Genomic DNA, 23,159 nt, shown 5'->3' with positions numbered 1-23,159 from the left:
AACTCCCCTCCGGTGAAAGCATGGATCGACTATACACCCGTTAGGTGCCCCGCTCCGTCAGACGGTGGCTGCCAAGGCCTGAAGGATTTGCAGGATTGGTTACCTTTCTATATAATATTGCCCTCGCGAAACGAAACATCGGCTAGTAGCAGATGTTTCGTTTCGCTTTTTGGGACCACATCAGGAAATTATTATGAAAAAAACCATCTTCATCGCAATGATCGCAGCGCTGGCTGCGCCCCTGGCCGCGCAAGCGGAAGGCGCTTACATCGGCGGCAACGTCGGCCGTGCCGAGCAAAAAGTGAATGTGGAAGGCTATTCGTTCAAGGAAAGCACCACTGCCTGGAAACTGTACGGCGGCTACAACTACACCCAGAACTTCGGCGTGGAAGCCGGCTTTGCCGACCTGCGTGAAGCAGAGAAAAGCGGCAACGGCGCGCGCATCGCGTCGGAACCAAAGTCGATCTACCTGGCCGCCACCGGCACCCTGCCGCTGAACGAACAGTTCGCCCTGTTCGGCAAAGTTGGCGTGGCCACCACCCACGTGAAAGTCACCGGCTCGGCGCCTGGCTTCAGCGCCAGCGGTTCGGACAACCGCACCTCGCCATACATCGGCGTGGGCGCATCGTTCGCACTGAACAAAAACGTCAGCTTCGTGGCTGAATACGAAAACTTCGGCAAGATCGCCAAAGACGGCGGCAGCCACATCAAGGCAGACTTCGTGTCGGCCGGCGTGCGCTACGCATTCTAAGTCTTCACAAGAAAAGCAAAAGCCGGCACAAGCCGGCTTTTTTATGCCTGCAGCGTCACCAGTTCTATCGCCGGCGCGCGCTCCAGCGGCTGCTCGGTGCACAGCACCATCGATAGTTCTGGATGCGGCAAGACCAAGCAATGGCCGCCGCCGGTGACGCCCAGCTTGAAGCGCGCCTCTTTTTCGCTCCACAGGCGGTAAAAACCTTCCACCCGCTGCTGATCAGGCAGGCCTTGCAGGCGTTCCCACTGCGACATTTCGACGCTGTCGAAAGCCTGCGCGGCCAGCGCGTTGAGGTCGCGCGTGCCGTCTTTCATTTCGATGTCCAGCCCCAGCGCAGTGTGCGCGCTGACCGCGCACGCCACCCAGCGGCCGCTGTGGGCGATGCTGAAGCCGGGCTGCACGCCCTTGAGCACCGGCGCGGCCAGCCGCGGCGCCTTGCCGACCTGCTCTTCCAGCCGGACCTCCTGCGGCGTCACGCCCAGCAGACGGCCCAGTGCCATGCGCAGCAGCACCCGGCCGACCACGAACTGGCGCTGGCGGTAGGCGCGGACGAAGCGCTGGTGGCGAGCCATCTCGCCCGGCGACAGCCAGCCGCGCAGGCGCTGCAGCTCGGCGTCCGTCACCGCATCCGCATCCACCATCCAGAAAGAAGCCTTCGTCATGTCGAAAATAATTGCCCTAAACCAAAAGGGCATTATAAACGACCCCGGCCGCTTAGAAGACCCAGAGCCTGTCGGACGGCAGTTGCAGCCAGTAGCGGCCAGCGTCCAGGCGGTACTTGGAATACGCGCGCAGGCTGATTTCGCCGTTGGCGCTCTTGAACAGGCACTCGAAGCGGTCGCCCAGGTACATGCAGGTCAGCAGCGGCAGCTCGATCGCGTTGTCGACTTGCGTGGCGCTGACTTTCACCTCCTCCACCCGGATCAGGGCCGCATCGCCGCCGGCGTTGCCGCGCGCGGTGGCTTGCAGACGGGTGCCGTTGATGTCCAGGTGCACCTGCTTGCCGTCGCGCTGGACCACGCGCGCCGGCAGACGGTTGTTACTGCCCATGAATTCCGCCGTGAACAGGGTGTCCGGGGTTTCGTACATGCTCTGCGGCGTGCCCTGCTGCTCGATCTTGCCGTTATTTAGCAGCAGGATGCGGTCCGAAATCGCCATCGCCTCGGCCTGGTCGTGCGTGACCATCAGCGCCGACAGCCCCATGCGCACGATCAGCTCGCGCAGGAAGGCGCGCGCTTCCTCGCGCAGCTTGGCGTCGAGGTTGGACAGCGGTTCGTCCAGCAGGATCACCGGCGGGTTGTAGACCAGCGCGCGCGCAATCGCCACGCGCTGCTGCTGGCCGCCGGACAGCTGGTGCGGATAGCGTTCCGCCAGATGGCCCAGCCCCAGGTTTTTCAATACGTCGCTGACCTTGTCCTTGATTTCGGCCGCGCCCAGCTTGCGCAGCTTGAGGCCATACGCCACGTTGTCAAACACGGTCTTGTGCGGCCACAGCGCGTAGGACTGGAACACCAGCCCGAGGTTGCGCTGCTCGGCCGGCATCTCGAAGCCCTTGGCGCCGTCGAACACATTGCGTTCGCCAATGGCGATGGTGCCGGCCTTCGGGCTTTCCAGCCCGGCCACGGCGCGCAGCAGCGTGGTCTTGCCGCTGCCGGAAGGCCCCAGCAGCGCCACCACTTCGCCTTTTTGCAGGTGCATGGACACGCCCTTGAGAATCGGGTTGGCGCTGGCGCCGCTGCCGTAGTCCAGATGCAGTTCGTTGACGGTCAGTTCGTTAGTCATGATGTCTCGTTTCATAATAGTTCTCTCAGTTGTGTAACTTCACGCCAAAGCGCAGCGCGACACCCAAGCCCACGGCAACCAGCGAGATGTTGATGAACGATAGTGCCGCCACCAGATCGGTGGAGCCGGTGGCCCACAGCGACACCAGCAGCGCGCCAATCACTTCCGTGCCCGGCGACAGCAGGTAGACGCCGGTCGAATACTCGCGTTCAAAGATCAGGAACACCATCAGCCACGCGCCCAGCAGGCCGTATTTGATCAGCGGGACGGTGACATCGCGCGTCACCTTGCCGCGGGTGGCGCCCACCGCGCGCGCCGCCTCTTCCAGTTCAGGCCCGACCTGCAGCAGCGCGGTCGAAATCAGCCGCATGCCGTACGCCAGCCACACCACCGAATACGCCAGCCACAAGGCGAAGATGGTGGAACGCAGGGAACGCAGCATCGGTATCGCATGTTCGCTGAGCCAGATCGCCGCGCCGTTGTCCATGCCCTTCAAGACGCCGTCCAGCCAGCTCGGCACAAACAGGAACACCCACAGGAAGGACAAGCCGGCCAGCAGGCCTGGCACCGCGCGCGGCACCAGTACGCTGTAGTCGAGGAAGCGGGTGATCATGTCCGGCTTGCGGTGCATGGCCAGCGCGATGGCGCAGTAGCAGATCACCGCGCAGGCGCCGCCGATCACACCAATCAGCACCGTGTTGAAGATCCCGCGCACCAGCGCCGGTTGTTCGATGATTTCACGGAAGTGCTGCAAGGTCAGCACATCGGCCAGCTTCACGCCCTCGCCCCAGTACTGCACGAAGGAGCGCAGCACGATGCCCGACATCGGCATGATGATGGTGAACATCAGCCAGCCGAAGATCAGCGCAAACGCCAGCCACTTCCAGCGGCCCAGCGGCATGGCCTTGCTGCGCGCGCCCTTGCCTTTGATCGAGACGAATTTGTTGGCCGACTTGAGCAGCCAGCGCTGCACCATCACCAGCGGCATGGTCACCATCACCAGGCATACCGCCACGGCAGCCATCAGGTGGTAGGACGGCGTGCCCAGCTTGTTGGTCAGCTTGTACAGATAGGTGGCCAGCACCATGTGGCCTTCCGGATCGCCCAGCACCAGCACCAGGCCGAAGACCTCGAAGCCGAGGAAGAACACCAGCACCCCGGCATACGCCAGCGCCGGCGTAATCATCGGCAGCGAGACGTTGAACATCACCTGCAGCGGCGAGGCGCCGCTGACGCGCGCTGCCTCTTCCACATCCGAGCCAAGGCTCTTCAGCGCCGACGAGGCGTACAGGTAGACGTGCGGCACGTGCGTCAGGCCGGCAATCACCACGATGCTGGTGAAGGAGTAGATATTCCACGGGATGAAGCCGACGATGTCCTTGGCCCACAGCGAATAGAAGCCCACCGGCCCCATCGCCACCACGTAGCCGAAGCCCATCACCATCGGCGAGACGAAGATCGGCACCAGCAGCAGCGGCGCAATAAAGCCCTTGCCCGGCAGGTCGGTGCGGATCATCAGGAAGGCCAGCATGCCGCCCAGCGGCACGGCGATCAGCGCCAGGCCAGTGGCCAGCCAGAATGCGTTCTTGAACGCCACCGCGAAATCGGGATCTTCAAAGATGAAGCGGTAGGCGTCCAGGCCCAGCTCCTTGACCGGCATGAAGAACGGCGCATTCAAAAAGCTTTGATAAAAAATCAGGATCAGCGGCAGGAAGATAACGCCGGCGGCCAGCGTTACCACCACGCCGCGCGGCCAGTTGAGGCCCGGCCGGCTGGAGTGAGCGAGTGTTTGCATGTTCATGCCCTCTTACTTCTTGCCTGCGGTTTCTTTCCACTGCTTGAGGAAGGCCATGCGCTTGGCTGGTCCCAGGAATTGCAGCAGGATAGGATGGACTGGCACCGGCTTGATCTTGTCGTTGCCGATTTGTTTGATCAGCTCCGCCGAAGTGGTTTCACCGGTGACGTCGGCGCGGATCGCAAACAGCTTGGAGTCGTTGGCGATGATGGTCTGGCCGCGGTGCGACAGCATGTAGTCCAGCCACAGCTTGGCGGCGTTGACGTTCTTGGCGGCCTTGTTGATGAAGAATACGCGCGACATCACCAGCGTGTAATCCTTCGGCAGCACCACGCCGATCGATGGATCGGCCTTGGCGCGCACCAGCGCGTAGGAACCCAGCACGTTGTAGCCGATCAGGTTCTCGCCCGAGGAGATGCGCTCCATCATGGTGCCGGTGGACGATTGCACGCGCACCCTGGACACGCCAAACGCGTTTTCCAGGTCGAGGAACTTCGGATACTCGCGCGCATCCTGCGTCATGAACATGAAGCCGACGCCGGATTTTTCGATATCGTAGGTGGTGACCTTGTCGCGGAATTTCGGCTGCTGGATCAGGGCGGCGAAGTCGGCGTGCGTCTGCGGCACTTCCCTGGCATCCACCAGGCGCTTGTTGTAGACGATGGCGGCCGGCTCGAAGGTGGTGCCGTAGGCTTTATCATCCCACACCGCCCAGCCAGGGATCTTGGACGCCTCCACCGATTTATATTGCAGCGCGTAGCCGTCCGAGGCCAGCCGCATTTGCAGGTCCATGGCGGAGGACCACATGGCGTCAGCGGTGTTGCCGCCGGCCGCCACTTCGGAGATGAAGCGGTTATACACTTCGGTCGAGTTCATGTCGTTGTACTCGACTGTGATGCCCGGGTACATGGCGCTGAAATCCTTGATCAGCGGCTGGGTCGCCTTGCTGTCGGTGGCGCCGTAGATCACCAGCTTGCCCTCTTTCTTCGCAGCGTCGATGATCTTCTGGTAGTCGGCGGGGTAGCCCGCAGGGACTTGCGCAAAGGCCGATCCGGCAAAAAACGCGCATGCGGCGGCCACAGTATGTTTCAACTTCATCGTAATCTCCAGATAGTTATGTAATCAGCGCACGAGACCTAGTTCGGCCGCCCGCTTGCCGTAGTCGTCCACGGCTTTCTTGACATAGGCCGCCAGCGCATCGCCGGTCAGCCCAAACGGATATAAACCAGATGCGGCACGCATCTGCGCAAACTGCGGGCTGGCCAGCACGCGGTCGAAGGCCGACACCCACTGCTTGTAGTCAGCGTCCGGCACGTTGGGCCCCATCCACACGCCGCGGATGATGGGCCACACCACGTCCACGCCCTGCTCGCGCGCGGTCGGCACATTGGCCAGCACGCCCGGCAGGCGCTGTTCGGACAGCACCGCCAGCACCCGCGTGTTGCCGCTGGCCGCGTACAGCGTGGCCTCGCTGGCGTCGCCGGACACCACATGCACGAAGTTGGCGTGCATGGCGGTGAACGCCTCGCCGCCGCCCTCCAGCGCCACGAAACGCAGCGCTTTCGGATCGATGCCGGCACTGCGCGACACCAGCGCCATCTTCAGCCAGTCCTGGCTGCCGATGGTGCCGGACACGCCGATCAGCACCTTTTCCGGATTCGCCTTCAGGGCAGCCACCAGATCGCGCAGCGTCTTGTAAGGCGAATCGGCGCGCACCGCGATCATGCCGTAGTCCGCTCCCAGCGCCGCCACCCAGCGCACATCCGACGACTTCACCTTGCCGAATTTGCCCTGCGCGAGATTCAGCAGCGAGCCACCGGAAAACGCCACCAAGGTATTGGGCTCGGTACGGCGCCGCTGTACCAGCGAGTGCCACGCCACCGCGCCGATCCCGCCCGGCAGGTAGGTGATGTGCATATCCGACGGCGGCGGATTGGGCGTATCGCGCAGTCCTGCCAGGCCTTTCTGCGCCAGCTTGCAGGTCAGGTCCATCGCGCCGCCCGGCTTGGACGGCACGATGCATTCCAGTCCCGCCGCCTGGGCCGCTGCGCCAGCCAGCAGTGCGCAGATGAGTGCCAGCAGGGTTTTCATATCAGAAGCGGTGCTGCATGCCGACGGTGAGGCCGTGCTGGCTGTTGCCGTAGCCGGCGTCGTCGCGCGACAGGCCGGTGAGCTGGCCGTTCTTCGCTTTCGCGTAGGCGGCCGTCACGTGCAGGTCGGTGCGCTTGGACAGCGCGTAGCGGTAGCGCGCCACGTACATGGTCGGATCGGCATCCTTGCCGGCAGCGACGTTCTTGACGTTGACGTGGTAGACCGCGCCGGTCAGCGTGGTGGCGCCGGTTTTGTAGGCCACGCCGGCCCAGGTGGTGGTGGCGTCGACATCGGCGGTCAGCGCCTTGCCGGCCACCAGCTTGTAGTCGCGCAGCACCGCCCAGAACTTGAACGGGCCGGTCTCGTAATTGCCGCCGATGTGCCAGACGGTGTTCTTGTCACGGTTGCCGGTGGCTGGCACGGTGTTGCCGTTGTTGCGCTCCCAGGTCGCCATCAGGTTGACGTCGCCCATTTTGTAGACGGTGCTGAAACCGGTCTTGGCGCTGTCCTGGGTGCCGGTGGTCTGCTCGCCGGCGGCGTAGTTGGCGCCGATGCGCCAGTCGCCAAAGGTGCCGGCGTACTTGATGATATTGTCGTACTGGGTGGTGAAGCCGTATTTGCTTGGGCCGGTGGCCGGGCCGGAGGTGGCCCACGAATAGAACGGCGCAAAGCCCATCGGGTCGAAGCCGATCACGGTGTCGTACACGGTGGTGAAGGAACGGCCGACCACCACCCGGCCGAAGGCGCCTTCCAGGCCGACGTTGGCCTGGCGCTTGAACAGCGCGCCGTCCTGGGCGCCGGTGTCCATCAGAATGCCGCCTTCGAGGTTGAAGACCGCTTTCAGGCCGCCGCCCAGGTCTTCGCTGCCGCGCAGGCCCCAGCGCGAGGTGTTCATGCCGCCCGAGATGACGCGGGTCATGCTGCCGCCGGTCGGGGTCTGGTTGTTGGCGCTTTCCATGCCGACGTCGAGCAGGCCGTAGACCTGCACGTTGGACTGGGCCTGGGCGCTACCGGCGGCCGCAAACAATGCCAGGACCGCGAGGGCCAGGGGGGATTTCTTCATGAGTTGTCTCCATGTATAGTTTTTTGTGTGCCTGATTTCTCAATCAGTGCTGCCACTATAGGAGCGTCAATCTTTCAATTGCCTTTCAATGTCTCCTGCTGACCACAAGCACGACCGGGACTTCCCTTTTCCGCGCGCCGGCGCCATGATGCTGGCCTTACCCTGCACTTATTTGAACGAACTGGCAAGCCCTCATGCGCATACTGTTAGTTGAAGACCACACTGAATTGCAGCACTGGCTGGCCAAGGCCCTGCGCGACGCCCATCTGACGGTGGAATGCGCCGACAACGGCGCCGACGCCGACGCCCTGCTGCACACCCAGGATTACGCGCTGGTGATCCTCGACCTGACCTTGCCGCGCATGGACGGGCTGGATGTGCTCAAGCGCCTGCGCGCACGCGGCGGCGCGCGCGCCAAGACGCCGGTGCTGATCCTGACCGCGCGCGGCGGACTGGAAGACCGCGTGCAGGGCCTGAACCTGGGCGCCGACGATTATCTGGCCAAGCCGTTCGAACTGGCGGAGCTGGAGGCGCGTGTGAAAGCGCTGCTGCGCCGCAGCGTCGGCAACGAGGCACTGGTACACCACTGCGGCGCGCTCAGTTTCGACACCGTCACCCGCATGTTCAGCTACGCCGGCAATCCGCTGGCGCTGACGCCGCGCGAGCACGCGGTGCTGGAAACGCTGATCACCCGCAGCGGCCGCGCAGTCTCCAAGGAAAAGCTATTCGATGAAGTATTCTCGCTAGGCGATGATGCCGGCATCGACGCCATCGACCTGTACATCCACCGGGTGCGCAAGAAGCTCGACATACCCGGCCCGGACGCCGCTGTCATCACCACCCTGCGCGGCATCGGCTACCTGCTGCAGCCGCGCGCCGCGGTCGGCACGGCCTGAGCACCATGCCACTGCTGCCCGCCCTTGCCCGCCGCCTCGGTCTCGCGCCGGGCGCCGCGCTGGGCAGCCTGCGCGGACAGCTGCTGCGCTGGCTGCTCGGCCCCCTGCTGGTGCTGGTGGCGCTCAACACCATCTCGGTCTACCGCAACGCACTCGATGCCGCCGACATTGCCTACGACCGCTCGCTGCTGGCCTCCACGCGCGCGCTGGCGGAGCGGGTCTCGGTGGTGGACGGCAAAGTGGTGGCCGACGTGCCCTACGTGGCGCTGGACAGCTTTGAAACCGACACGCTGGGCCGCATCTACTACAAGGTCACCGGCATCGCCGGCGAAACCGTGTCCGGCTACGCCGACCTGCCGCCGGTGCCGGCCAACGTGCCGCGCTCGGAAGCCTATCCGGCGCTGGTGCGCTTTTATCACGCCAACTACAACGGTCAGCCGGTGCGCATTGCCGCCCTGCTGCAACCGGTGTACGACGATTCCATGCGCGGCATCGCGCTGATTCAGGTCGGCGAAACACTGGAGGCGCGGCGCGTGCTGTCCAACCAGATCCTGTTCGACACGCTGATGTGGCAAGCGCTGTTGCTGGCGGCGGTGGCGCTGCTGGTGTGGTTCGCGGTGCGGCTGGTGCTGCAGCCGCTGATGCAGCTGAAGAACGCGGTCGAAACGCGCGATCCCAACGATGCCTCCGACGTCGATCCGACGCTGGTGCACAAGGAAGTGCGGCCGCTGGTGGCGGCCCTGAACAGCTCACGCCTGCGCATGCACATGCTGATCAACAGCCAGCGCCGCTTCATTGCGGACGCCTCGCACCAGCTGCGCACGCCGCTGACCGTGCTGAAAACCCAGGCCGAACTGGCGCTGCGCGAATGCGACAAGGCCGGCGCCGATCCGGAGGCGCTGCGCGACATCGTGCGCAGCATGGCCACCACCACCGATTCCACCGTCAACCTGGCCAACCGCCTGCTGACGCTGGCGCGCATCGAGCACCGCAGCGAAGACAATACCGAACCGGTCTCGCTGCGCGAACTGGCGCGTCAGGTGGGGCTGGAGCTGGCGGTGACGGCCGTGGCCAGGAATATTGACCTGTCGCTGGAAGCCGAACAGGAAGGCCGCGTGCAGGGCCAGTCGCTGCTGCTGCACGAGCTGCTGGCCAACCTGGTCGACAATGCGCTGCGCTACACGCCGGCCGGCGGCAGCGTCATCCTGCGCGTGCGCGAAGCGGCGGATCAGGTGCTGCTGGAAGTGGAAGACAGCGGTCCCGGCATCGCCGCCGCCGAGCGCGAGCGGGTATTCACGCCGTTCTACCGCGCCGCCGCCACGCTGGAGCGCAATCCGGGCGGCCACGGTCTGGGGCTGGCCATCGTGCGCGACATTGCCACCCTGCACCACGCCACCATCACCCTGGACGACGCCGCCCATCACGCCGGCCTGAAAGTCAGCATCGCCTTCGACGCGGTAAAATAGCGTCATCATGAGCGAGCCCCATCTCCGTTGGCTGCAACGACTGTCGAATTATCGGCTGGCTCTGGCACAGCTAAGGAAACTCATCGACAAAGGCCAACTGAACGAACTTGGACATACTTACAACAAGGCCACCGCCGACAAAATTGCCGCCTTAATTCCCAGCAGCTATTTCACGTTGTTCTGCCAGTTCGAGCAGCGCATGGTGGAGCTTTCTGATGCAGTTTGATGACGCAGCGCATGGCTTGTCCGCGCACACCGTGGCCGCCATCGCCGCAGTGCTGCGCAACTTCCCGCAGGTTGAGCACGCTATACTGCACGGCTCCCGCGCGCGCGGGAACTTCCGGCCTGGATCGGATATCGACCTCTGCCTTGTAGGAAAAGGACTGACCGTGCCGCTATTGTTTACAATAGAGCACGCACTGGACAATCTCCTTCTGCCTTACAAGATCGACCTGTCCATTCACGAACAGATCGACAATCCTGAACTACTGGCCCAAATTGAGCGACTGGGCATCAGTCTCTACCGCCGCTCCAAGGAATAAATCATGATTACCAAAGAAGAAATGGTCACGCTGTTTGCGGACATGAAACAGAACGCGCCATGGGATATCAGCAAGCCGCTGTTGTGGGGCTACTTTTTTGCCGATGCCGACAAGGCCAGGCTGGAAGCCGCCGTGCCCGCGCTGCAGACCAAAGGCTATCAGTTCGTCGGCATCTACGACTCCAAGCCGGAAGCCGGCAATCCGGCGCTGTGGTGGCTGCATATCGAGAAAGTCGAGAAGCACACGGTCGACACCCTGCACGCCCGCAACCAGGAATTCTACCAATTCGCCGCCGAGCACCAGCTCGAATCCTACGACGGCATGGACGTCGGCCCCGCCGAATAAACCCGCCCCGGCCGGCACCGCTGGCCGCCTTCCCCCGGCAGCAAATGCAGGCGTTGATGCCAATCGAACAGGCCATCCCGGCTGTTTGGTCATATGATTCCATCAACATAGCCATTTCCTGACCCACATGCTCTCGAAACTCTCGTTTCGCCAGTTGCTGCTGGGCGTCTTCCTGTTGATTGCCGTGCTGCTGAGCGCCGCCTCGCTGCATGCCCTGTGGACCCTGGACCGCCTGGCCGCCCACAGCCGCGACAGCGGACGCCACGCGCTGGCGCTCACTGAAAATACCCAGCAACTGGCCGAGCGCAGCGTTGCCATGACGCGCAGCGCCCGCCAGTACATGGTGCTGGACGACCCGGCCTTCCGCAAGCGCTATGCCGATGCCTGGCGCGACGCCCAGCTGGCGCTGGACGCGGTGGCGGCCGCCCTGCCCTATGCGCAGGACACCCTGTTCGAGCGCTGGCGCGAGGCCGGCCAGCAGGCCTGGGACATCCTGCAGGCGCCGTCGCGCCCGCTCAGCGCCCGCAGCGCCCGCCAGCAGGCGCTGGAACGGGTGCTGGCGCCGCTGCCCGACATGAACGAACAACTGGCCGAGGAAGTCAAACAGGAAGTGGAACGGCGCAACGGCGAGCTGCTGGCCGAACTGGACCAGCGCCGCGCCGTGCTCAAGGCACAGGTGATCGGCTCCATCATCCTGGCGGCCGCGCTGGCCTCGGGCTTTGGCTTCTGGCTGTCGCGCCCGCTGGCGCAAATCGAACAAGCCATCGACACGCTGGGCGAGAACCGCTACGACCAGGCGATTGCCGTGCGCGGCCCCAGCGACCTGCAACGCGTCGGCCAGCAGCTGAACTGGCTGCGCCAGCGCCTGGCCGATCTGGAGGCGGACAAGGCGCGCTTCCTGCGCCACATCTCGCACGAGCTGAAGACGCCGCTGGCGGCGTTGCGCGAAGGGGTGGCCCTGCTGGAGGATGGCGTGGCCGGCGCGCTGTCGCCCGATCAGCGCGAGATTGCCGGCATCCTCAACCAGAACACCGCGGCCCTGCAGTCGCAGATCGAAGCGCTGCTGCGCTACAACGCCGCCACCTTCGACGCCCAGCACCTGCAGCGCCAGCTGGTGGACATGAGCGAATTGCTGACGCAGGCGGTCGACAGCCAGCGCCTGCAATGGCAGGCCGCGCGCCTGACCGTGGTGGCCGAGGGCAAGGCGCGGCCGATCGCCGCCGACGCCGACAAGCTGGCCATCGTGCTGGGCAACCTGCTGTCGAATGCGGTGCGCTTCAGCCCGCAAGGCGGCCTGATCAGCTTCCGCCTGGGCGAGCTGAACGGCAAGCTGCTGCTCGACTGCGTCGACCAGGGGCCGGGCGTGGCGGCCGAAGACGCGGCCCGCATCTTCGAACCGTTTTACCAGGGACAGCGCCAGCCGCCCGGGGCCCGGCGCGGCAACGGCATTGGCCTGTCCATCGTGCAGGAATATGTGACCGCACATGGCGGCGTCCTGAAATTGCTGCCGTCCGAACGCGGCGCCCACTTCCACATTGAACTTCCCTATGAACGCTAAGCACTACCTGATCCTGCTGGCCTGCCTGACGCTGGCGGCCTGCACCCTGAATTCGCCGCTGCCGGCCGATCCGGCGCCGGCGCCACCGCCACCGCCGGTGGTGGAAGTGATCCAGGCGCCGCCGCCGCCACCGGATGAAGTCGGTCCGCTGCTGAGCTATCACCAGTCGCTGCGCCGCATGAGCCAGGGCGAGCTGCTGAAGGAATTGAGCGGGCTGGGTCTGCAGCAGCGCAGCCCGCGGGTGGCGATCCAGATGGGCATGGCGCTGATGCTCACGCGCGGCGGCGGCGATCTGGCGCGTGCCCAGGCGCTGCTCGACAGCGTGGCCACCTCGGCCGAGGTGGAGGCGGCGCCGTTCCGGCCGCTGGCACAAATGCTGTCCGCCAACTGCGCCGAAATGCGCCGCCTGTACGAACATGCCGACCGCCTGGCCGCGCAGCAAAAGGATAACCAGCGCCGCATCGAGCAATTGAATGAGATGCTGGAAGGCCTGAAGACCATCGAACGCACACTGCCGGTCCGTCCGGCACCCGGACCACAGGTGACCAAATGAATGCAACCCAGGGACAAGGCGCCCACCTGCTGCTGGTGGACGATGACGACGACTTGCTGCGCCTGCTGTCGATGCGGCTGAGCGCCAATGGCTACCGCGTCACCGCGGTCACCAGCGCCGAGGCGGCGCTGGCGCGGCTGTCGATGGAACTGCCGCGGCTGGTGATCAGCGACATCCGCCTGCCCGACCGCGACGGCATGTGGCTGTTCCAGGAAATCCGCCGCAGCTATCCGGCCCTGCCGGTGATCCTGCTGACCGCGCACGGCAGCATTCCGGATGCGGTGGAAGCCACCACCCTGGGCGCCTATGCCTATCTGACCAAGCCGTTTGACGCCAAGGTATTGCTGGAACGTATCGCCCAGGCCCTGAGCCTGGCGGCGCCGGCCGCCCGTCCCGCCGAGGCCGACGAGGAGTGGCGCTCGGCCATCATCAGCCGCAGCCAGTGCATGGACGAGCTGCTGGCCGAAGCGCGGCTGGTGGCCGCCTCCGACGCCAGCATCCTGATCCGCGGCGAAAGCGGCACCGGCAAGGAATTGCTGGCGCAAGCCATCCACCGCGCCAGCCGGCGTGCGAGCGCGCCCTTTATTGCCGTCAATTGCGGCGCCATCCCGGAAGCGCTGCTGGAATCCGAGCTGTTCGGCCACGTCAAGGGCGCCTACACCGGCGCGGTCGCCAGCCGCGAAGGCCTGCTGCAGGCGGCCGATGGCGGCACCCTGTTCCTGGATGAGATTGGCGACATGCCGCTGCTGCTGCAGGTCAAGCTGCTGCGGGTGCTGCAGGAGCGCGTGGTGCGCCAGCTCGGCTCGGACGTGGCGAGGCCGGTGGATGTGCGCATCCTGTCCGCCACCCACCGCGACCTGGACGTGGCCATGCAGGAGGGCCAGTTCCGCGAAGACTTGTATTACCGCCTCAACGTCATCACCCTGACCTTGCCGCCGCTGGCGCAGCGGCGCGAGGACATCGCGCCGATGGCCACCCAGTTCCTGCACACGCTGGCCGCCAAGTATGGCAAGACTGTGCGCGGCTTTGCGCCGGACGCGCTGGAAGCGCTCACCACCTCGGCCTGGCCCGGCAATGTGCGCCAGCTGTACAACGTGGTCGAGCACGTCTGCGCGCTGGCCACCGCGCCGCTGGTGCCGCTGTCGCTGGTGCAGCGGGCGCTGCGCGTGCCCTCGCTGGAGGTGCTCAGCTATAACGAAGCGCGCCAGCGGTTCGAGCGCAATTACCTGGTGCAGCTGCTCAAACTGACCGACGGTAACGTGGCCGACGCCGCCCGCCTGGCCGAACGCAACCGCACGGAGTTTTACCGGCTGCTGCAAAAGCATGAACTCGATGCCAGTCTGTTCCGCGGCGATGTCGCCACGGAGCGACAAGAAGATCACCTTAAAAATCAATGACTTGCATCGCGGTGCCGACAGCTTGTCGCCATTTCCCGACAAAATCGCGGCAATATGGCCGAAAAAACCACAACATTATGATTTCCCATTAGAAAAATCATTATAACTCGTTGAATTTAAAAGAAAAATCAGAGCTGGCACGGGGTTTGCAAAGAGTAGGACAACGTCACTGACGTTTTATCCTCAAACTCGATAAAGGAAGCAAATCATGATGACCAAACAACTGATCGCCCGCCTGATGGTTGCCACCGCCCTGACCGCCGCTGCCGCCACCGGTACCGCCTTCGCACAACAGGACGCCGCCCTGGCTGGCGCAGCCAAGGCTGGCACCGCGACCAATGACGAGGCGATTACCAGCAAGATCAAGGCATCGCTGGCAGATCAAAAGCAGATTGGCGTGACCACCGCTGACGGCGTGGTGACCCTGAGCGGCACCGTGGCCAGCACCGACGTCGGCACCAAGGCCATCCAGGTAGCATCGGCCGTGCCGGGCGTGAAGGAAGTGAAGAGCGAACTGACCGTCGCTTCGAAGTAAGCCGTAACAGCAGCAATGTAGTACCGGGCACTAAATAGGAGTAGCTGCCCCTTACCCTTTGCCGGGACCGTGTGCGTAGACACTGTCCCGGCTTTTTTTCGCCGGTTTAGCTGAGGTTTTCCAGGCGGATCTTGGTGACGCTGCCGCACACCGTCGACAGCCCTTCCATCTTGGCGATGGCGGCCGTGACATTCTTTTCCTGGGTCTGGTGGGTCAGGAAGATGATGTCGGTGCGGGTCTCGCCGTCGGCCGGTTCCTTCTGCAGCATGGCGTCGATCGAGATGCCGGCATCGGCCAGGATGCGGGTCAGGTCGGCCAGCACGCCCGGCTGGTCGCTCACGTTCATGCGCAGGTAGTAGCTGGTGGTCACTTCCGACATCGGCAGGATCTCGATGTTGGTCATGGCGTTCGGCTGGAAGGCCAGGTGCGGCACGCGGTGTTCCGGATCGGCGGTGGCCAGGCGGGTGATGTCGACCAGGTCGGCAATCACGGCCGAGGCGGTCGGCTCGGAGCCGGCGCCCTTGCCGTAGTACAGCGTGGCGCCAACGGCGTCGCCCTGCACCAGCACCGCGTTCATGGCGCCTTCCACGTTGGCGATCAGGCGCTTGGATGGAATCAGGGTCGGATGGACGCGCAGTTCCACGCCCTCCTTGCCGCCCACCCTGGCGCGCTTGGCGATGCCCAGCAGCTTGATGCGGTAGCCCAGCTGTTCGGCGTACTTGATGTCCACCGCGTTCAGCTTGGAAATGCCTTCCACGTGGGCCTTGTCGAACTGCACCGGAATGCCGAAGGCGATGGCCGACATGATGGTGGCCTTGTGCGCCGCGTCCACGCCCTCGATGTCGAAGGTGGGGTCGGCTTCAGCGTAGCCCAGTTCCTGCGCCTGCTTCAGCACGGTGGCGAAGTCCAGGCCCTTGTCGCGCATCTCGGACAGGATGAAGTTGGTGGTGCCGTTGATGATGCCGGCAAACCAGTCGATGCGGTTGGCGGTCAGGCCTTCACGCAGCGCCTTGATGATGGGGATGCCGCCGGCCACGGCCGCTTCAAACGCCACCATCACGCCCTTGGCTTGCGCCGCGGCGAAAATCTCGTTGCCATGCACAGCCAGCAGCGCCTTGTTGGCGGTGACCACGTGCTTGCCGTTTTCGATGGCCTTCAGCACCAGTTCCCTGGCCTGGTCATAGCCGCCGATCAGTTCGACGACGATATCGATTTCCGGATCGTTGACGATGTCGGCCGGATTGGCCACCACCTTGACCTTGCCGCCGGTGCGCGCCTTGGCGCGCTCCAGGTTGCGGGCCGACACGGCCACCACCTCGATGCTGCGGCCGGCGCGGCGGCGGATCTCTTCCTGGTTGCGCTCCAGTACGTCAAACGTACCACCGCCGACATTGCCGACGCCTAACAAGCCTACTTTGATTGGTTTCATATTCATTCCAAAGATCTCATACGTCATTCCGGCGAAAGCCGGAATCCATGCTGAGGCGCCGAATTCGATGGCGTTCCATGGATTCCGGCCGGCGCCGGAATGACGGGTTAAAAGCTGGCGCCGTGGCGCTTGCGGTAGCTTTCCATGAACTTGGCCATGCGGCCAAAAGCCTCCACCATATCGTCCGAGTTCGGCAGGAACACCACGCGGAAGTGATCCGGGGCGATCCAGTTGAAGCCGCTGCCCTGGACGATCAGCACTTTCGTTTCGGCCAGCAGCTCGTATGCAAACTGCTGGTCATCCGCGATCGGATAGATCTTCGGATCAAGACGCGGGAACATGTACAGCGCCGCTTTCGGCTTGACACAAGTGACGCCCGGAATCTCGGTCAGCAGCTTGTAAGCCAGATCGCGTTGCTTCAACAGGCGCCCGCCCGGGCCCACCAGGTCGTCGATGGACTGGTAGCCGCCAAGCGCAGTCTGGATCGCAAACTGCCCCGGAGCGTTGGCGCACAAGCGCATCGAGGCCAGCATGTTGAGGCCTTCGATGTAATCTTTCGCGTGCGATTTTTCGCCCGACACTACCATCCAGCCGGAACGGTAGCCGCAGGCGCGGTAATTCTTGGACAAGCCATTGAAGGTGACGAACAGCACGTCGTCGCAAAGCGAGGCGATCGAGACGTGCTGGGCGCCGTCATACAGCACCTTGTCGTAAATTTCATCGGCGTAGATGATCAGCTGGTGCTGGCGCGCCAGCTCGATGATCTGCAGCAGCAGCTCGACCGGGTACAGCGCGCCGGTCGGGTTGTTGGGGTTGATCACCACGATCGCGCGCGTGTTTGGCGTGATCTTGCTGCGCATGTCTTCGATGTCCGGGAACCAGTCCTGCTGCTCGTCGCAGATGTAATGCACCGGCTTGCCGCCGGACAGCGATACCGCCGCCGTCCACAGCGGATAGTCGGGCGCCGGCACCAGCACCTCGTCGCCGTTGTTGAGCAGCGCATTCATCGACATGACGATCAGTTCCGAGGCGCCATTGCCGAGGTAAATGTCGTCGATGCTGACGCCGCGGATATTCTTGCCCTGGGTGTAATGCATCACCGCCTTGCGCGGCGCGAACATGCCCTTGGAGTCGGTGTAGCCGGCCGCGTTGGACAGATTCATTTTCATGTCCTGCACGATCTCGTCCGGCGGATCAAAGCCGAACACCGCCAAGTTGCCGATGTTCAACTTCGTAATCTTATGGCCTTCTTCCTCCATTTGCCGGGCTTTTTCCGGCACCGGGCCGCGGATCTCGTAGCAGACTTCCGCCAGTTTGTTCGATTTTTGAATCGGTCGCAAAATAAAATCCTGTTTATGTGAGGCAAACTTCTCTGACCTGCCAAAAACGCCCAAGCCGGCCCGTGCTGCAATGCGAAAAGAACCATTCTGCCGAAAGGCCCTGATTTAATCAACCTTTCATCTTTAAAACGCTACAATGACGCTTCTTTTGCTGTCCAAAATACGCGATTTCCACCATGAAGCTCCACCAAAGCGATACCCAAAAATACCAGACCGTGACCGGCTACGATGAAACCGGCGTGGAAATCAATGCCGAGCGCTACAACTACAGCCTGGTTGTATTGCCGGAAACCCCGCCGCGCGCGTGGAATGCCCCCACTTTCGAGTCTCTCACCGCAGCGCATTTCGACCTCATCGGCGCCGACAGCCCGGACGTGGTCATCCTTGGCACCGGCGCGCGCCAGCGCTTCATCCACCCCAAGCTGACCGCCGCGCTGACCATGCGCCGCATCGGCGTGGAATGCATGGACAGCCAGGCGGCCTGCCGCACCTACAACATCCTGATGGGAGAGGGCCGCAAAGTCACGCTGGCCCTGGTGATTGACGCCAACGAGGGCAAAACCGCCTGATGAACGATCTGTACAATTCGAAGAAATTCCTGTGGTCGCTGCTGGCGGCGTTTGCCATTGTCTGGCTGTACATGCTGGGCGTACGCACCCTGGTGCCGCCCGATGAGGGCCGTTACGCTGAAATGGCGCGCGAAATGTGGGCCAGCGGCGACTGGATCACCACCCGCCTGAACGGCATCAAGTATTTTGAAAAGCCGCCGCTGCAAACCTGGATGAATGCCCTGTCGTTTGCCGCCTTTGGCCTGGGCGAGTGGCAGGCGCGCCTGTGGACCGGCTTGTGCGGCCTCGGCGGCGTGCTGTTCACCGGCTATGCCGCCAGGCGCGTGTTTGGCGCGCGCGCCGGCTTCTACGCCGCGCTGGTGCTCGGCTCCAGCCTGTTCTGGGTGGCGGGCGGCCAGATCAACTCGCTGGACATGAGCTTGTCCGCCATGATGACCATCGCCCTGTGCGCCATGCTGATCGCCCAGCGCGACGGCGCCACGCCGGCCGAGCAGCGCAACTGGATGCTGGTCTGCTGGGCCGGCATGGCACTGGCGGTGCTGGCCAAGGGCCTGATCGGCCTGGTGCTGCCGGGCGCCGTGCTGACTCTCTACAGCCTGCTGTCGCGCGACTTCGCCATCTGGAAGCGCCTGCACCTCGGCAAGGGCCTGTTGCTGTTCCTGGCGATTGCCGCGCCGTGGTTCGTGCTGGTCGGCCTGAAGAACCCGGAGCAGCCGCACTTCTTCTTCATCCACGAACACTGGGAACGTTTCTTCCTCAAGACCCACCACCGCGAAGGCCCGTGGTACTACTTCCTGCTGCTGCTGCTGCCGGGCCTGATGCCGTGGCTGGGCGTGGCGCCGCAGGCGCTGTTCAACAGCGCCAGACGCACGCCGGGCGCGGTGTTCCAGCCGCGCCTGATGCTGTTGATCTGGGTGGTGTTCATCACCTTCTTCTTCAGCTATTCCAGCTCCAAGCTGCCGGGCTACATTGTGCCGGTGTTCCCGGCCATGGCCATGCTGTGCGCCACCTATCTGGAAAACGCCTCGCGCCTGAACCGCATGATCGCGGCCTGCCTGCTGATCGTGGTAGGCGGATGCGGCCTGGCGGTCCTGACGCAGATGGTCGACATCTCGGTGCGCCATCCGGACGAGCGCGCCCTGCTGATCGCCTATCAGCCGTGGGTGCTGACCGCCGCCATCGTGGCCGCGGCCGGCGGCGCCCTGTCGCTGCTGCACGCGCGCCAGCTGCGGCGCGACCTCAGCGTGCTGACCCTGGCGATTGCCGGTTTTATCTCGGTACAGCTGATCCTGGCCGGCTTTGAACCTTACGGCAATATGCGCGCCGGCAAGACGCTGGCGCTGAAAATGCTGCCGGAACTGCAGCCCGACACCCGCATCTACTCGGTTGCCACCTACGAGCAGTCGATGACCTTCTACCTCAACCGCACCGTGATTCTGGTCGATTACTGGGATGAATTCACCTTCGGCCTGCGCCAGCAGCCGGAGCTGTCTATCCCGATGCAAGGCTTTATCGAGCAATGGCAGCATCTGAGTGCGCAAAACACCAAGGCCATGGCCATCCTTGCCGGCGACACCTATGCCGCGCTGAAAGCCAAGGGACTTCCGATGCGGGTGGTGGCCGAGGATACCCGCCGCATCGTCATTACCAATCGGTAATGAACAATTAGGCTAGTTCGCCAGCTGTAACGCTATGGTGCGGCTGGCGCGCACCTGATGAACACTTTAGAATTGCGGCCAGACGTTTTATATAAAAATACTAGCGAGCAAACCACCTCATGAGTGCTGATCTGCCCTTCCTGCCATTCTCCCGGCCTACCATCGACGAGGCCACCATCACCGCCGTGGGCGAAGTCCTGCGCTCGGGCTGGATCACCAGCGGCCCGAAAGTGGCGGCGTTTGAAGCCCGCATGTCGGAATACTTTGGCGGCCGTCCGGTGCGCACCTTCAATTCCGGCACCTGCACCATGGAGATCGCGCTGCGCATCGCCGGCATCGGTCCCGGCGACGAAGTGATCACCACGCCAATCTCGTGGGTGGCCACCGCCAACGTCATCATTGAAGTGGGCGCCACGCCGGTGTTTGCCGATATCGACCCGCTCACCCGCAACATCGACCTCGACCAGCTGGAAGCCGCCATCACGCCGCGCACCAAGGCCATCATTCCGGTCTACCTGTCCGGCCTGCCGGTCGACATGGATCGCCTGTACGCCATCGCGCGCAAGCACCAGCTGCGCGTGGTGGAAGACGCGGCTCAGGCCTTCGGTTCGGAATGGCAAGGCAAGCGCATTGGCTCTTTTGGCGACTTCATCTCGTTCAGCTTCCAGGCCAACAAGAACATCACCACCGGCGAAGGCGGGGCACTGGTCCTCAACAACGAGGAAGAAGCCAGACTGGCCGAGAAATACCGCCTGCAGGGCGTGACCCGCAGCGGCGTCGATGGCATTGACGTCGACGTCCTCGGCGGCAAATACAATATGAGCGACATCATGGCCGCCATCGGCCTGGGCCAGTTTGCCAACGTCGAGCAGATCACCGCCCACCGCCGCGCGCTGGCACGCCGCTATTACGAGGCGTTTGGCGCGGACTTTGAAGCGCAGTCCGGCGCCCAGCTGCCGCTGCAAGCCTTCGATTCCAGCAATTACCATCTGTTCCAGATCATCCTGCCGGACCACGGCCCCGGCACCCGCGCCGACTTCATGCATGCCATGAAGGACCGCTTCAACATCGGCACCGGCTACCACTACGCGCCGATCCACCTGTTCACCATGTACCGCGAGCGCGGCTTCAAGGAAGGCATGTTCCCGGTGGCGGAAAAAATCGGCCGCCTGACCGTGACCCTGCCGATGTTCTATGCCATGACCAGCGCCGACGTCGACCGCGTGGCCGCCGCCGTGAAAGCGATCCTGGTCAAATGAACGCGCCCATGAACAAGCCGGAAATTTCCGTCGTCATCCCCATCTACAACGAGCAGGCCGGCCTGGCCGCCTTGTTCGCGCGCCTGTATCCGGCGCTCGACAAGCTGGGCACCAGCTACGAGATCGTGTTTGTCAACGACGGCAGCCGCGACAACTCGGTGTCCATCCTGGCCGAGCAGTTCCGCGCCCGCCCGGACGTCACCCGCGTGGTGCTGTTCAACGGTAACTACGGCCAGCACATGGCGATCCTGGCCGGCTTTGAAGCGGCGCGCGGCGAGATCATGATCACGCTGGACGCCGACCTGCAAAATCCGCCGGAAGAAATCGGCAACCTGGTGGCCAAGATGCGCGAGGGCTACGACTACGTCGGTTCGATCCGCCGCAAGCGCCAGGATGTCGCCTGGCGTACCTATGCCTCCAAGGCCATGAACCGCCTGCGCGAGCGCATCACCAACATCAAGATCACCGACCAGGGCAATATGCTGCGCGCCTATGGCCGCAACATCGTCGACCTGATGAACCAGTGCGCCGAGGTCAACACCTTCGTGCCGGCGCTGGCCTACCGCTTTGCCCGCAACCCGACCGAGATCGTGGTGGAGCACGAGGAGCGCGCGGCCGGCGAATCGAAGTATTCACTGTACAGCCTGATCCGCCTGAACTTCGACCTGGTCACCGGCTTCTCGCTGGTGCCGCTGCAGTTCTACTCCATGATGGGCATGCTGTTGTCGCTGGTGTCCGGCATCCTGGTGCTGGTGCTGCTGGTGCGCCGCCTGTTCCTGGGCGCGGAAGCGGAAGGCGTGTTCACGCTGTTTGCCATCACCTTCTTCTTCATGGGCGTGATCCTGTTCGGCATCGGTTTGCTGGGCGAGTATATTGGCCGCATCTTCCAGCAAGTGCGTGCGCGGCCGCGCTACGTGGTGCAAACCATTTTGCAGCAAAAACCGGGCGAGCCGGTGGAAGTGCCGGCCGGCGTGGAAAAACGTACCGTGGGCCGCCGCCATGAATGACCTCGACCTGCGCAAGCGCGCGGTGGTGTTCGGCTACCACAATGTCGGCGTGCGCTGCCTGAAGGTGTTGCTGGCCGCCGGCGTGGAGGTGGCGCTGGTGGTCACCCACGAAGACAGCGCCAGCGAAAACATCTGGTTTGAATCGATGATCTCGCTGTGCCAGACCGAAGGCATCCCCTACGTCACCCCGGCCGACGCCCGCTCGCCGGAGCTGCTGGAACAGGTGAAAACCGTCGAACCGGACCTGATGTTCAGCTTCTATTACCGTCACATGCTGCCGGCCGCGCTGCTGGCGGTGGCGCCTGCTTTCAATATGCATGGCTCGCTGCTGCCGGAATTCCGCGGCCGCGCCCCGGTCAACTGGGCGGTGCTGCACGGCGCCACGGTCACCGGCGCCACCCTGCATGAAATGACCGTCAAGCCGGATGCCGGCGCCATCGTCTCGCAGATGGAAGTGCCGATCCTGCCGGACGATACCGCGCACGAGGTGTTCGGCAAGGTGCAGGTGGCGGCCGAGCAGGCGCTGTGGCGTGTGCTGCCCTCGCTGCTGGACGGCACGGCGCCGCGCCTGCATAACGACCTGAGCAAGGGCGGCTATTTTGGCGGCCGCACGCCGGAAGATGGCCGCATCGACTGGCGTCTGCCGGCCCAGCAGGTCTACAACTTGCATAGGGCGGTGGCCCCTCCTTATCCGGGCGCCTTTACCGACCTCGGCGGTGTACGCTATGTGATCCAGCGCGCCCGTTTGGCCGGCACCGGGCGTGGCAATTTTGGCAACGTAAATTGTCTTGGTTTGCCACTCGGCTTGACCGTAGTAGATAATTGTATCTTTGGCGTCTGCGGCGATGGCCGCATGCTGGCGATTTCCGCGCTGACAGCTGATGGCGATCCCATCACTGCTGAAGAATTAAAAGTCCGCCTGGCGGCATAAGAATATCAATTGGAAACCCAAACATGAAAAAAGTTCTCATTCTCGGCGTGAACGGCTTTATCGGCCATCACCTGTCCAAGCGTATTCTGGAAACCACCGATTGGCATGTCTACGGCATGGACATGAGCACCGATCGCATCAGCGAGCTGCTGGCGCATCCGCGCATGCACTTCTTCGAAGGCGACATCA

At 63.6% G+C, this 23,159-nt stretch carries 24 protein-coding genes; 16 read left to right on the top strand and 8 right to left on the bottom strand.

All coding sequences use genetic code 11. The annotated features are described in order from the left end of the window. Positions 1–193 precede the first annotated feature (193 nt). Positions 194–751 (top strand): outer membrane beta-barrel protein, encoded by a 558-nt coding sequence (locus ABDW57_RS22510; RefSeq protein ID WP_343732386.1) that lies wholly within the window; start codon positions 194–196, stop codon positions 749–751. 41 nt (positions 752–792) lie between these two features. On the opposite strand, the gene ABDW57_RS22505 is transcribed toward ABDW57_RS22510, so the two are convergent. The 6 genes from ABDW57_RS22505 to ABDW57_RS22480 are packed head-to-tail and all read right to left on the bottom strand — an operon-like array spanning position 793 to position 7,485. Continuing rightward, positions 793–1,416 carry a 4-phosphopantetheinyl transferase gene (locus ABDW57_RS22505; RefSeq protein ID WP_343732385.1) on the bottom strand — a complete coding sequence of 208 codons (624 nt, stop codon included), beginning with the start codon at positions 1,414–1,416 and terminating at the stop codon, positions 793–795. Between the two features lie 52 nt (positions 1,417–1,468). Beyond that, the gene (locus tag ABDW57_RS22500; protein WP_343732384.1) at positions 1,469–2,536 is read right to left on the bottom strand and encodes an ABC transporter ATP-binding protein; all 1,068 of its coding nucleotides are present in this window, start codon (positions 2,534–2,536) and stop codon (positions 1,469–1,471) included. A gap of 25 nt (positions 2,537–2,561) precedes the next feature. Further along, on the bottom strand, positions 2,562–4,331 hold the full coding sequence (locus tag ABDW57_RS22495) for an iron ABC transporter permease (RefSeq protein WP_343732383.1): 1,770 nt from the start codon (positions 4,329–4,331) through the stop codon (positions 2,562–2,564). Between the two features lie 12 nt (positions 4,332–4,343). Further along, positions 4,344–5,429, bottom strand: a complete 1,086-nt coding sequence (locus ABDW57_RS22490; RefSeq protein ID WP_343732382.1) for an ABC transporter substrate-binding protein — start codon at positions 5,427–5,429, stop codon at positions 4,344–4,346. A 24-nt stretch (positions 5,430–5,453) separates the two neighbouring features. Beyond that, the gene (locus tag ABDW57_RS22485; RefSeq protein WP_343732381.1) at positions 5,454–6,422 is read right to left on the bottom strand and encodes a tripartite tricarboxylate transporter substrate-binding protein; all 969 of its coding nucleotides are present in this window, start codon (positions 6,420–6,422) and stop codon (positions 5,454–5,456) included. A 1-nt stretch (position 6,423) separates the two neighbouring features. Continuing rightward, positions 6,424–7,485 (bottom strand): porin, encoded by a 1,062-nt coding sequence (locus tag ABDW57_RS22480; protein WP_343732380.1) that lies wholly within the window; start codon positions 7,483–7,485, stop codon positions 6,424–6,426. 194 nt (positions 7,486–7,679) lie between these two features. Between ABDW57_RS22480 and ABDW57_RS22475 the strand changes: the two genes are divergently transcribed. The 9 genes from ABDW57_RS22475 (at position 7,680) to ABDW57_RS22435 (ending at position 14,777) form a co-directional block, all read left to right on the top strand. After that, a complete protein-coding gene (locus tag ABDW57_RS22475; protein ID WP_343732379.1) occupies positions 7,680–8,381 on the top strand; it encodes a response regulator in 702 nt (233 codons plus the stop codon). Between the two features lie 5 nt (positions 8,382–8,386). Next, on the top strand, positions 8,387–9,847 hold the full coding sequence (locus tag ABDW57_RS22470) for a sensor histidine kinase (protein ID WP_343732378.1): 1,461 nt from the start codon (positions 8,387–8,389) through the stop codon (positions 9,845–9,847). A gap of 7 nt (positions 9,848–9,854) precedes the next feature. Continuing rightward, positions 9,855–10,073 carry a hypothetical protein gene (locus ABDW57_RS22465; RefSeq protein ID WP_343732377.1) on the top strand — a complete coding sequence of 73 codons (219 nt, stop codon included), beginning with the start codon at positions 9,855–9,857 and terminating at the stop codon, positions 10,071–10,073. Continuing rightward, complete coding sequence (locus ABDW57_RS22460) at positions 10,063–10,389, top strand: nucleotidyltransferase domain-containing protein (RefSeq protein WP_343732376.1); 327 nt, start codon at positions 10,063–10,065, stop codon at positions 10,387–10,389. The genes ABDW57_RS22465 and ABDW57_RS22460 overlap by 11 nt, the downstream gene beginning before the upstream one ends. 3 nt (positions 10,390–10,392) lie before the next feature. Next, entirely contained in the window at positions 10,393–10,734 is a 342-nt protein-coding gene (locus tag ABDW57_RS22455) for a ribonuclease E inhibitor RraB (RefSeq protein ID WP_343732375.1), read from the top strand. Positions 10,735–10,861: 127 nt separating this feature from the next. After that, a complete protein-coding gene (locus tag ABDW57_RS22450) occupies positions 10,862–12,292 on the top strand; it encodes a HAMP domain-containing sensor histidine kinase (RefSeq protein ID WP_343732374.1) in 1,431 nt (476 codons plus the stop codon). Next, positions 12,282–12,845 (top strand): hypothetical protein, encoded by a 564-nt coding sequence (locus tag ABDW57_RS22445; RefSeq protein ID WP_343732373.1) that lies wholly within the window; start codon positions 12,282–12,284, stop codon positions 12,843–12,845. Before ABDW57_RS22450 ends, ABDW57_RS22445 begins: the two co-directional genes overlap by 11 nt. Continuing rightward, positions 12,842–14,242, top strand: a complete 1,401-nt coding sequence (locus ABDW57_RS22440) for a sigma 54-interacting transcriptional regulator (protein WP_343732372.1) — start codon at positions 12,842–12,844, stop codon at positions 14,240–14,242. Before ABDW57_RS22445 ends, ABDW57_RS22440 begins: the two co-directional genes overlap by 4 nt. 208 nt (positions 14,243–14,450) lie before the next feature. Next, a complete protein-coding gene (locus ABDW57_RS22435) occupies positions 14,451–14,777 on the top strand; it encodes a BON domain-containing protein (protein WP_176647771.1) in 327 nt (108 codons plus the stop codon). Between the two features lie 106 nt (positions 14,778–14,883). On the opposite strand, the gene ABDW57_RS22430 is transcribed toward ABDW57_RS22435, so the two are convergent. Together ABDW57_RS22430 and ABDW57_RS22425 are read right to left on the bottom strand one after the other, a co-directional pair. Then, positions 14,884–16,206: a homoserine dehydrogenase gene (locus tag ABDW57_RS22430; protein WP_343732371.1), complete on the bottom strand. Its 1,323-nt coding sequence runs from the start codon at positions 16,204–16,206 to the stop codon at positions 14,884–14,886. A gap of 107 nt (positions 16,207–16,313) precedes the next feature. After that, positions 16,314–17,546, bottom strand: a complete 1,233-nt coding sequence (locus ABDW57_RS22425; protein ID WP_343732370.1) for a pyridoxal phosphate-dependent aminotransferase — start codon at positions 17,544–17,546, stop codon at positions 16,314–16,316. Positions 17,547–17,722: 176 nt separating this feature from the next. On the opposite strand from ABDW57_RS22425, the gene ABDW57_RS22420 reads away from it, so the two are divergent. The 6 genes from ABDW57_RS22420 to ABDW57_RS22395 form a co-directional block, all read left to right on the top strand. After that, the gene (locus ABDW57_RS22420) at positions 17,723–18,115 is read left to right on the top strand and encodes an Mth938-like domain-containing protein (protein WP_343732369.1); all 393 of its coding nucleotides are present in this window, start codon (positions 17,723–17,725) and stop codon (positions 18,113–18,115) included. Continuing rightward, a complete protein-coding gene (locus tag ABDW57_RS22415) occupies positions 18,115–19,773 on the top strand; it encodes a glycosyltransferase family 39 protein (RefSeq protein WP_343732368.1) in 1,659 nt (552 codons plus the stop codon). Before ABDW57_RS22420 ends, ABDW57_RS22415 begins: the two co-directional genes overlap by 1 nt. 119 nt (positions 19,774–19,892) lie before the next feature. Then, the gene (locus tag ABDW57_RS22410) at positions 19,893–21,032 is read left to right on the top strand and encodes a DegT/DnrJ/EryC1/StrS aminotransferase family protein (protein WP_343732367.1); all 1,140 of its coding nucleotides are present in this window, start codon (positions 19,893–19,895) and stop codon (positions 21,030–21,032) included. After that, on the top strand, positions 21,029–22,039 hold the full coding sequence (locus ABDW57_RS22405) for a glycosyltransferase (RefSeq protein WP_343732366.1): 1,011 nt from the start codon (positions 21,029–21,031) through the stop codon (positions 22,037–22,039). The genes ABDW57_RS22410 and ABDW57_RS22405 overlap by 4 nt, the downstream gene beginning before the upstream one ends. Then, on the top strand, positions 22,032–22,970 hold the full coding sequence (locus tag ABDW57_RS22400; protein WP_343732365.1) for a formyltransferase: 939 nt from the start codon (positions 22,032–22,034) through the stop codon (positions 22,968–22,970). The genes ABDW57_RS22405 and ABDW57_RS22400 overlap by 8 nt, the downstream gene beginning before the upstream one ends. 23 nt (positions 22,971–22,993) lie before the next feature. Continuing rightward, the coding region (locus ABDW57_RS22395) for an NAD-dependent epimerase/dehydratase family protein (protein WP_343732484.1) at positions 22,994–23,159 on the top strand (166 nt) is incomplete at its 3' end.

The organism is Duganella sp., assembly GCF_039595735.1.
In the GTDB taxonomy this organism is placed as follows: Bacteria; Pseudomonadota; Gammaproteobacteria; order Burkholderiales; family Burkholderiaceae_D; genus Rugamonas.
The sequence above is the reverse complement of the archived record's forward strand: the minus strand, read 5'-3'. Positions and strand labels throughout refer to the sequence as shown.